The sequence below is a fragment of the Nonomuraea sp. NPDC001684 genome (assembly GCF_053596515.1).
Window position 1 is genome coordinate 1 of record NZ_JBSFGJ010000342.1, and the last position, 9,977, is coordinate 9,977.

Consider the following 9,977-nt stretch of genomic DNA (forward strand, 5'->3'; position numbering starts at 1 on the left):
GGACGCCCGCAGCGAACAGGTCGGGCAGAATTCGCGACACCAGTGGATGCCGGAGCGCCGCGTCGACCGCGGTCAGGAAGGCCAGGACGTCGCCGCGCAGGGTTCCGGTGTCGGGGGTGTCGGTTGCGGCGATGGAGACTTGGGCGATCAGGTCGATGGTCACGGCTTCCTTGGACGGCCAGCGCCGGTAGATGGCGGCCTTGCCCGAGCCGGCCCGCCGGGCCACGGCCTCCAGCGACAACCTTCCGTAGCCGACTTCGGCGAGCTCTTCCAAGAAGGCGGTGCGGATCGCGTCGGTGACGGCGCCCTGAAGCACGGGCCCGCCGGGCGGGCGAGCTGCTGGCGATCGACTCATGCCGCCGAGCATACCCGAGACGGAACGGTTGCGTCTCGGGTCGGGCCGGGGCTAGGGTGCGACATGTCGAGACGGTCCCGTTCCGTCTCGTTCCATGAGGGGAGTCCGCCGTGAAGTTCCTCATCGAGTCCCTTCGTGCGGCGTGCTTCGCCCCCCACGGCTGGCCCGACCTGGGCGAGATGATCGGAACCGCACGGGCCATCCCGGACGGCGACGAGGACGCCTGGTGCCGGCAAGTGCACCAGCGAGCGCAGATGCGCGGCCGGAGCATGGGCTCACTCCCGAGAGGTTGGCCTTCTTCACCGGTGCGATCTTCGCGATTGCGACGACGCCGCGGGCGGTGGAACTGGAGCGCCCGGACGAGGAGCGACGGGGAGTCCGGGCCCGAGCTGTGGGACTTCCTGGTCGACCAGCGGGGCTCCTGTCGGCGTTCGCGCTGGCGTTCCTCCTGCCACGGTGGGTGTGGCGCCGCCACCACCAGCTGAAGGACATCGTCCGCCGGCCGGCGAAGGGGTTCGCGTTCCGGCACGCGCCGGTCCTGCTCCTGGTCGCCTTCCAGCCGCTCCCGACCGCGGTGATCGGCGCATCGATCACCAACCCGATGGCGCAGACCTGTTCGCCGCTACGGCGGACCCCTCGCCGTCCGCCTCCGCACTCGCCCGCCCGATTCGAAGCCGGGGCAACCCGTGAACCCCAGCGGTGAACCCGGGCCGGACCTGATCAATCCCCAAGCACGATGAGTACCGAAATGAGCAACCAGATGACCGACACCATCGGCCGGATCGACCAGGCCGTCCACATGACCGCGACCATCGTCGAGGGCATCACCGACGAGCAGCTCACCGCCCCCACACCCTGCCCGGGATGGGACGTGCGTACCGAGCTCAACCACCTGGTCGGCGGCATGCGCATCTTCGCCGCCGAGCTCACCGGCACCGACCCCGGCGGCGAGCACGAGGATGACTGGCTGGGCACCGACCCGCAGGGCGCTTTTCTCGGAGCCGCCCGGCTCGACCTCGCGGCCTGGCACCGCGAGGGTGCCCTGAAGACGACCGTGCGGCTGGGATTCGGCGAAGTGCCCGGACCGATGGCCGCACTCATCCATCTGACCGAGGTCCTGGTGCACGGCGTCGACCTGGCGATCGCCACCGACCAGGAAACGCTGGTGGACGAGCAGGCCTGCGACGACTTGCTCGCCACCATGCGCGGCATGGACTTCGACGCCTTCCGCCGCCCCGGAATGTTCGGCCTCGAACTTCATCAGCCCGCAGGCGCACCCGCCCACCGGCGGCTGCTGGCCTTCCTTGGCCGCGACCTCGCCCCGCATCGGGCCAGGTGACGTGCAGGCGACCGTGACCAGAACTCCGGCCAGGTGAGGCGTGGGCGGCTCGGCCGGCGCAGCATGGGCTCTGCCGTCCGGGGCCCAGTTGAGCCGGGATATCAGTAGCTCGGCCACGTTGAGCGGTGGATGATTTCACCGACGACTTTTGGCCCTGTACGCGCGATCTACACGGGTGCGGGGTAGGGGCGAGATTGGCTCGACCTTCGACTGTGGCCGGCCTCCAAGGCCGGCCGCTCGGGTCGGAGCGACCGGCGGTGCGGTGGCTCTGCGTAATCGAGGGCGCTTCGAGCTCGACCTGACCCGCCACCTGGGCTGGAGGTCGTCGCCGGTCCGCCACGGTGACCGGCACGGCGAGGGCGGACCGCTGGTCGATGAAGCTCCGCCCGGATCACGAGCGGCGGTTTCTTCAGTTTCTGCGGCTGCTCATGTGGCGATCATCGAGAAGACGGCCAGGTCATGAGCTTCGCACCCGTCCCGTTCCGCGACCCGCACGGTGCCCTCCCGCTGGTATCCGGCCTTCTCGGCAACCCGTAGGGAAGCAACGTTGTCGATCCGGGAGCGCAGCTGAACACGCCGTATCCCACCGTTGACGAGCGCCCACCGTCCAACCGCGCGCGCGGCCTCGGTCGCGTAGCCGCGGCCGCGCTGACCAGTGTGAATTCCGTAACCGATCTCGGTACGGCCGGTCTCCCAGTCTGTGTCGCGCAACCCGATACTGCCGACGATCTCGCCGGTGGCCTGCTCCACGATCGCCAGGTGTACGCCCTCGCTGTCCAGCCGTCGCCGGTGCACGGTGTCGGTCAGCCACCCGTGCACGTCGGCGACCGTCTGTGGACAGCCGGGCGGCAGGGCCGTTCGATCCCCGGAGGCCACGAATGCCGCCACAGGCACCGCATCCTGCGGCCCGAACTCACGAATCACCAACCCATTGGAGATGATCTTCACTGGAGGAAACACGATGTGCAGTTTAAGTCCCTCACCTGGTGCGCGATGTGCCGGATGGCCGGACCCCGGGCGGCTCGCGAGCGGCGGCAGATGCTCCGTCTTCCCGCCAATCCCTGTGCGTCGGAGCGGAATCCGGCATTGACGACGTTCGGCGCCGTGCCGCTCCTTGACGGCGGGTAATTCGACGGCAGGCTCCACCGGCACGACAGGGACGAACAGCCACCGGCGGCGGCCGCAGGCGGGCGGCCGCGCCGGACGCACGCGCGGCCACAGCGGGCGCGTCCCGGCACAGCAACGCACGGTCACCGCGTGCGGGCTCATGGCGGTGTTCGCGCTGCCCCGTCGGCCAGCCCTGCGCACCGCGTGGCGCGACGTGGCGCCGAGCCCGACGAGGGCGGCGCGAATCGTACGAGCTGGTCATCGTCCTGTGAGTGTGCACGCGGGAACGTGGAGCTGGTGGTCACGTCCGGCACGGTGGCGGACACGCTGACACGGCGGCGGACACGAACGAACTGTCGGTGCGACACGGCATTGTGGCGAGCGGCGGAGACGCGAAGAGGGCGACACGCCGGAGACGTTGCATGTCCGTCCGGTGGGCCGGAGGCGGCGCGGCCGGGTCTGCGCTCAGTGGCGGACGTCCGGCCGTTCACGCGGGCAGGGCGCTGACCTGCGGTGGCGAGGTCCTACCGCTCCCGGACGTCGCTGCGGTGGCGACTTCATCCCGACCTCGCATGCGCATGGTCAATTTCTGGATTTGAATTTCCAGAAATTAGAAAATGTTAGGGTGTCGCCGTGACTGCGGAGGTCGGCGTGGTGACGCCTTGCAAGCATTGTGGAGCTCCCATCGAGCAGCGGCCGGGGCGCGGGCGGCCGAAGTCGTACTGTCCGGAGAAGGGGTGCCAGGCGGCGGCCAAGCGGGAGCGCGAGCTGCGGCGGGCCACCCCCGGGCTGGAAGGAGCGCTGGCCAGGGCCGAGCAGTTGTACGACCGGATGGAGACCGGGCTTCTCGCGGCCATCGAGCCGCTGGCCAAGGCCCTGTCCGACGAGCTGAGCCCGGCCGGGGTCGAGGCCAAGCTGAGCGCCGTCCAGGCAGAGGCGCACACCCGCGTGGCGATCGCCCGCACCGAACGGGAGCAGGCCTTCGAGCAGGTACGCCTGGCTCGTGAGGCCACCGAGCACGCGCGCCGGCAGACCGCCGAGATGCGAGCCCGGCTGGAGGAGGCCGAGATCGAGCGTGAGACGGCGCTGCAGGACGCCGAACGCGCCCGCGAGCAGGCCCTGGCCGCGTTGCGCGAGGCGGCCAGCACCGAACGGCAGGCGTTGCAGACCGCCGAGAAGGCGGTCCGGCGGGCCGAGCAGGCCGAACGGCGGGTGAAGGAGGCGTCGCGCCAGGCGGAGCTGACCGAGCAGACCCGGGATCAGGTCGTCCAGGAGCTGGCCGAGCAGGCGGAGGCGGCCGAGGAGCGGGCCGAGGAGGCGCGGGCGCAGGCCGTACAGGCCGGGCTGGAGGCGGACCGGGCGCGGGAGGAGAGAGATCGCGCCCGGGAGGAGGCGGCGGCGGCCGGGCGGGCGCGCGAGCTGGCCGAGCGGGTGGTGATCGCGGCCACGGCCAGGGAGGAGGCGGCCGCGCAGGAGCGGGAGCGAGCGGTGGAGCGGGCCGAACGTGCCGAACGGGCGGCCGCAGAGGCCGAGCGGGACCGGGCGGTCGCGCAGCGGGAGGCCGCCCAGGCCGCGACCGAGGTGGGTGACCTGGTCCGGAAGCTGGCGTCGGCCGAGGAGGACGCCGCCGCGGCGCTGGCCAAGGAGCGCAGACAACACGTCCGGGAGAAGGTACGGGCCGCGGCGGCGGTCAAGGAACGCGACCAGCTGCTGGGGGAGTTGCGGCTGGAGCGCATGCGCCTGGCGGACGTACGGGCCGAACTGGACGCCGCACGCGCCGAGGCCGCCCTGCTACGAGAACGAGCGGTCGCCGCCGAACTCACCCAACGAGCCCTCGGCCCTGAACCACAGGCGACACAGGCCGACTGACCGCGGGCGACCCCGGGCAACGAACTTGCGGGCAGCGCGGACCGGGCATCAACCAGAAACACCCGGCAGGCCGCAGACAACCAGAACCACACGCCGCATCGCGCATCACCTGCACCGCAAACTGCCCGAACCGCACGCTGGACCGCCCCTCGGCCCGCCGACTGCGCGAATCAATTTCGGGCCGCCCATGACGCGCACTGCCCTGCCCGCACGCCGGGCCGCGCCCTACCCGCACCGCGGGCTGCTGAGAACGCACCTCGGAGGCCCTCCACTCGGGTTGCTGCGACGCGATGCAGCTTGCGGGCGGCGAAGGCGATCAGTTCGCCGCGGTAGGCGCGCCGGGTGTGCGCGGAACGGCTGGCGTTGGCCGGGTCGGTGAGGAAGTCGTCGAGATGCCGGGCAGGCGGGTGGGCGCGGCGTTCAGGCTGGAGCTGTGGATCTTTTCAGTGCCTTGCCAATCCGGCCCGGGGTGCAAGGTGAGCGATTACGGCACGCATAGTGCCGTATGGGAGGATTTTCCCATGGCATCCGTTAAGCAGATTCAAGTCGCCTTCGATTGCGCTTCACCTGAGCGTGTCGGCCGTTTCTGGTGCGAGGTGTTGGGGTATGTCCCGCCGGCACCGCCTGAGGGGTTCGCCAGTTGGGACGACTTCAATCGCACACTGCCGCCCGAGCAGCAGGACTCCTGGTTCGCGTGCAGCGACCCCTCGGGTGTCGGTCCGCGGCTGTACTTCCAGCGCGTTCCCGAAGGCAAGGTCACCAAGAACCGGCTGCACCTTGACGTGCGGGTCGGCACCGGACTCGTCGGTGCAGAGCGACTGGCAACCCTTGAGGCCGAATGCGCACGATTGATCCCTCTCGGCGCGAAACGCGTGCGGCTCCTGCCCGCCGATGAAGAAAACGAGTCGTGCCTCGTGATGCAGGACGTCGAGGGCAACGAGTTCTGCCTGAGCTGACGAACGTCTGTCCCGTTGCACGTGGCACAGACCTGACTCGCCGATCGGCTCCCATGGGGAAGCTGTCCGTCAGCTCTCCTTCCCTCGGAAGGTCCGGACGAAGCGATGGCATGGCGGCCCAGGAAACGCCACAGTTGCTCGGTGCCCGACGGCTGAAGGTCCGTGGTGATGGCGGGTAGCGCGAAGACCAGCACCATGCCGTCGATCGCGATCAGGAGTATCGGCAGGACGAGCACGGCCAGCCCGATCCAGGTGCGAGGAGTCGCCGGCGTCCTGAGCGGTCTGCCCACCGCCCGCCCTACGAGGGGCAGGGCGACTCGATCTGCCCCGGCCTCTTCGCCGACCACCTGTGCACCGCCGGGGAGAACCCGTCCGCCAGCCCTTGCCGCGCGATCAGCTGCCCCAGCGCCCCGAAATGCGGGACTTCGCGTCAGGCAATCCGTCGCCCGCTGGAGCACACCCCCCTGGCCGTCTGCGTGGCAGGCGCCGAGGTCGTCACCACGCCGGTGCACGCCTGCCTCACCGCCCATGCCGCCGGCCTGCCCATGGGAGGAGAGGCGATCTGGTCGGCCTGGGCGCTGACCGGACCGATCTTGTGGCTGCTCTGCCGGCTGCCGACTCCCTCCTGGAGCGCTCGCCTGGCCCTGGCTCCTGTACGGCGCCGCTACCGTGGCGATGGTCTACAGCGCCAGCCCCGCCAACGGGCGCATGCACCGCCCTCCCAGTCTTGTCGCCGGACGGCGCTCACCCGCCAGTGCCTCCAGCGCTCGTGAGTCCAGTCAGGTGAGAGGAGATCCACAGGCATGAGCAGGCACGCCGGGGCGCTCAACCACGGCAAACGGCACTCGCCGCCGAAATCGTCGTCAAGATCGCCTTTATAGCGCCAAACTTTCGGTCCGATCCCGGAGGCCTATTCCTCCGGCTCCCAGGCGCGGAGCAGGTCGAGCAGCGTTGCGTCTCCGTCAACGTGCAAGGAGCCGGCCTGGATACGGTCGTACAGGTAGAGGACCAACTCGCTGGCCGTGCCGTGGACGGAGGCGCCGGCTGCGTCCCGGTCCTCGCCGGTCGCGGCAGTGGGCGCGGGGATGCGGGTGGAGCGTGCGCCGTCGCCGTCGACCGTGAGGCGCCAGGAGCGGCCCTCGGCGGCGTGGAAGTCGAAGGTTGTGGGCTTGTGCGGCCAGGCGCTGGGCGTCGCGACGCAGGTGAACAGGAACTCCTCGACACCGTCGAGGGCGATCTCGGCCGGCACCGGCTGCGGGGCGCCCGCGGCGAGCTGGGCGTCGTACGTGTGCACGGCGCTCTCCTGAACCCGGTGCCGGGCGACTCCGCCGGAGGTCCGTGGCGTCTGCAGGGCACTCCACCACGCCCAGCAGCCGGCGTCCGGGCCCGCCTCCCGCAGCACGCCCAGCAGAAGTCGCGTGGACTCCTCCAGCCAGGCCAGCAGGGCCTCGCGCTCCCGCGGCACCTCCAGCGCGGCGCGCGCGGCGGCGGCCTCGGCCGGGGGAGCGTCGGCAGGCCCCGCGCCGACGATGGCGGCCCAGAAACGGTCTCCCCCGCCCAGGTGCTTCACCAGATCGAACAGCTTCCACTCGGGGCAGGTCGGCACCGGTGCGTCGAGACTGGGCGCGGCGGCGACCGTGGCGCGGAAGGCGGTCGACCGTTCATCGATCAGTCGCAGCAGGTCAGGGAACTCCAGGTTCTTTTCCACGCCGGATGTCTATCACCGTCGATCCCGGGACCGGTAGCGGGGCGGTTCGTCAATGCGTACGAGGTCGCGGCAGAAGTGGTCAAGCGGCCGGGGCTGTGCACTGAGCATGCGGTCACCGATCGCGAAGACTGCTTGAAGGCCCGCCAGGCATGTTCGGCAAGTGATGGGAAGGCCCGGAGGCGCCGGGGCATGCTGGAGGCATGAAGGATGATCAGGTGGCCGCCGCTGTCCGTGTGCTGATCAATCAGTACGACCCCGAAGGTCTGTTGGGCATGGGGGCTCCCGAGGACGAGTACGACTCTGAAGTGCGTGATCTGACCGCTCTGGTGCGCGGTGAGGAAGAGGTCACCGCCGAGGCTGTGGGCGCGGTCTGGAACCGATGGTTCAACGGGGTCTCCGAGTGGAGCACCCGGAAACCTGAGCAGGTCAATGAGGTTGCGGCCGCGCTGGAGAGGCTTCGTGGCCGGCAACAGCGCTCGAATCTGCCCTGATTACCGGGCTCGCGATCGCCGGCTCGGCGAACGGGTCGTCATTCAGGTGGTAGCCCGGGCGTCGCCGGTGTCTCCCAGGCCGTCAGCTGCCTGGCGCTGAGGTCCAGCCTGATGACGACCTCGGTGAGGGCTCTGGCAAGAGTGCGATCGAGCGGAGTCATGCCGGGGGCTCCTGGGCGCTGAATTCGGGCCGTGCGCGCGCGGGGGCTTCGGCGGCCCTCACTGCGGCCGAACGGCGACCGATTCGGCGGAGAGCGTGACCTCGACGGTGATGTGCGGATTGTCCGGCTGCGGGAGCTGAAGACCACGCTTGAACTCCTCGGCATCGTCCGGCATCACCTTCGGCTGGATTGTGACCTTGACCTGGCCGGTCTCCTCATCTGGGTGCGCCGTCATCGTGGCCACCTCAGGACGGGACCGGAGCCAGGAGACGACCGTGTCCTGGGCCTGCCGGAGCTCCGAGGCCGAGAATCCCTTGCCGCCGATCAGGGTGACCTCCACGGGAAGGGTCCTGGCCAGCTCGATCGCGCGAGCCGGGATGGAACCCTTGAAGCCGACGCGCAGCCCCCGCTGGCCGTCGACGTAGCTGACGCCGGAGATCTCGTCAGGGAACTCCGCATGGAGTTTGTCGATCACCTGGCTGTTGGACGACTGTGAGCCGAAGCGGTCGATGGCCTCCTCGTAGGAGATGCCCTCCGATCTGGCGACGGCCCCGAGGTCGACCAGCTCGGCGTAGGGGATGCCGTCGATGACCACGTCCGGGTCGGTCACCGCAGGGTCGTAACCCTCGAAGTCCGTCGGCCTGGGCGAGGAGGTGGCAGCCACCCGGGTCGCGTACCGCTTGACGACCTCCTCCAGGGGGCGGCCCGACGACGCCGCCTCCCGCTTGAGCCGCTCCAGGGTGGGCCGATGCGCTTTGGGCTGATCGGCCCGCGGCAACACGATCGTCTCGGTCCCGGCCACAGAAGGCACCGGGCCGGCACCGGACTGGCCGCAGGCGCACAACGACACGAGCAGCGCGATGACGGTCAACCGCGATCTCTTCATACCAAAAGGGACGCCCCGCCGGCCTGGAGGGTTCATCCAGACATCCCATCCAGTACGGCGAAGCCCGTTCATCGAAGTGCGCCTCCAACGCGGACCTTGCGTGCCCACCACGGAGGCCGCGGCTAGCGGCCCTGCGGGAGACCAGGTGGGGGGCGATCCGAAATCACTGCGCCCTTCCTGAGGGTGAAGTCAGCGGGAGCTCGGGTGGGCGGCGGGGGCTCATGGCTGCTGGTTTGCGGCGAGTGCTCGTCCTCGGCCCGGACACCCGTGGCGGACGCTGCGATGGCCGCCGTGTCGTACCGGTTCGGCTACCCCGGCCACCGAACGAGCGGCATCGTCCTGGGCCGAGGACGTCTGTCGATGGCGCCGGGTCGGGACGGACCCGGGCGACGAGGACGCCTGCCCCGAAATCGGGTGAGGGCCTGGTGGGGGGCGGCGGTGAACCGCGGCCCCGCCAAGGGCGCGGCCACGGTGGCGCGATGCGGGTCGAGCCCTAGTTGGTTCTGGCCGTCCTGGCGGCCTGCTCGATCTTCGCGCAGTAGGCTGCACGGGCTTCCTCGTCGATCTGCTCCTCGTACTCGGCGCGCGACCCGGTCCGGCCGTCGAGGCTTTCGCGCAGGATGTCGGCGTGCCCGGCATGCCGGGTGGACTCGCCGAGGACGTGGACCATGATGGCGAACAGGTTCATGTGCCAGGCCGGCGTTGACTCCGGCCACCACGGCACGTGGCCGGGGGCGTCGAGGGGCAGCTCGTTGATCGTCGCGTCCGAGTGTTCCCACGTGCGCCGGTAGAACCCGATGATCTGATCGCGAGTCTCGTCCTCGGTCGCCCACAGATCGCTGCCGTTGGAGTCCTGCCATCGGGGCAGCGGTTCCGGGGAAGGGCGGTCGAAGACCTCGCCGAAGTACCTGGCCTCGACGGTGGCCAGGTGTTTGACCAGGCCGAGGAGGTTGGTCCCGGTCACTGTCAAAGGCCGGCGGGCGTCGTATTCGGACAGGCCGTCGAGTTTCCAGAGCAGCGCCTTGCGGTCCCGTCGCAGTCTCTCGTGCAGGTTGTCTTTCGCGAAGTCGTCAATCATGGGTCACGATCCTGTCAGGCTGCGCCG

At 70.1% G+C, this 9,977-nt stretch carries 10 protein-coding genes; 5 read left to right on the top strand and 5 right to left on the bottom strand.

The window, feature by feature from the left end:
- Positions 1 to 367, bottom strand: a 367-nt coding sequence (locus ACWCSD_RS38625) for a TetR/AcrR family transcriptional regulator (protein ID WP_449922351.1), incomplete at its 3' end; no start/stop codon positions are given.
- Positions 368 to 644: 277 nt separating this feature from the next.
- On the opposite strand from ACWCSD_RS38625, the gene ACWCSD_RS38630 reads away from it, so the two are divergent.
- The gene (locus tag ACWCSD_RS38630) at positions 645 to 1,058 is read left to right on the top strand and encodes a TMEM175 family protein (protein WP_449922353.1); all 414 of its coding nucleotides are present in this window, start codon (positions 645 to 647) and stop codon (positions 1,056 to 1,058) included.
- Positions 1,059 to 1,115: 57 nt separating this feature from the next.
- Positions 1,116 to 1,694 (top strand): TIGR03086 family metal-binding protein, encoded by a 579-nt coding sequence (locus tag ACWCSD_RS38635; RefSeq protein WP_449922355.1) that lies wholly within the window; start codon positions 1,116 to 1,118, stop codon positions 1,692 to 1,694.
- A gap of 426 nt (positions 1,695 to 2,120) precedes the next feature.
- On the opposite strand, the gene ACWCSD_RS38640 is transcribed toward ACWCSD_RS38635, so the two are convergent.
- A complete protein-coding gene (locus ACWCSD_RS38640; protein ID WP_449922357.1) occupies positions 2,121 to 2,642 on the bottom strand; it encodes a GNAT family N-acetyltransferase in 522 nt (173 codons plus the stop codon).
- Between the two features lie 792 nt (positions 2,643 to 3,434).
- On the opposite strand from ACWCSD_RS38640, the gene ACWCSD_RS38645 reads away from it, so the two are divergent.
- The gene (locus ACWCSD_RS38645) at positions 3,435 to 4,670 is read left to right on the top strand and encodes a hypothetical protein (RefSeq protein ID WP_449922359.1); all 1,236 of its coding nucleotides are present in this window, start codon (positions 3,435 to 3,437) and stop codon (positions 4,668 to 4,670) included.
- Between the two features lie 290 nt (positions 4,671 to 4,960).
- Positions 4,961 to 5,626, top strand: a complete 666-nt coding sequence (locus tag ACWCSD_RS38650) for a VOC family protein (protein WP_449922361.1) — start codon at positions 4,961 to 4,963, stop codon at positions 5,624 to 5,626.
- A gap of 910 nt (positions 5,627 to 6,536) precedes the next feature.
- On the opposite strand, the gene ACWCSD_RS38655 is transcribed toward ACWCSD_RS38650, so the two are convergent.
- Positions 6,537 to 7,334, bottom strand: a complete 798-nt coding sequence (locus ACWCSD_RS38655) for a maleylpyruvate isomerase family mycothiol-dependent enzyme (protein ID WP_449922362.1) — start codon at positions 7,332 to 7,334, stop codon at positions 6,537 to 6,539.
- A 200-nt stretch (positions 7,335 to 7,534) separates the two neighbouring features.
- Between ACWCSD_RS38655 and ACWCSD_RS38660 the strand changes: the two genes are divergently transcribed.
- A complete protein-coding gene (locus ACWCSD_RS38660) occupies positions 7,535 to 7,825 on the top strand; it encodes a hypothetical protein (protein WP_449922363.1) in 291 nt (96 codons plus the stop codon).
- Positions 7,826 to 8,044: 219 nt separating this feature from the next.
- On the opposite strand, the gene ACWCSD_RS38665 is transcribed toward ACWCSD_RS38660, so the two are convergent.
- Positions 8,045 to 8,857: a hypothetical protein gene (locus ACWCSD_RS38665; protein ID WP_397156972.1), complete on the bottom strand. Its 813-nt coding sequence runs from the start codon at positions 8,855 to 8,857 to the stop codon at positions 8,045 to 8,047.
- 508 nt (positions 8,858 to 9,365) lie between these two features.
- Positions 9,366 to 9,950 carry a DinB family protein gene (locus ACWCSD_RS38670; protein WP_449922365.1) on the bottom strand — a complete coding sequence of 195 codons (585 nt, stop codon included), beginning with the start codon at positions 9,948 to 9,950 and terminating at the stop codon, positions 9,366 to 9,368.
- Positions 9,951 to 9,977: the final 27 nt, after the last annotated feature.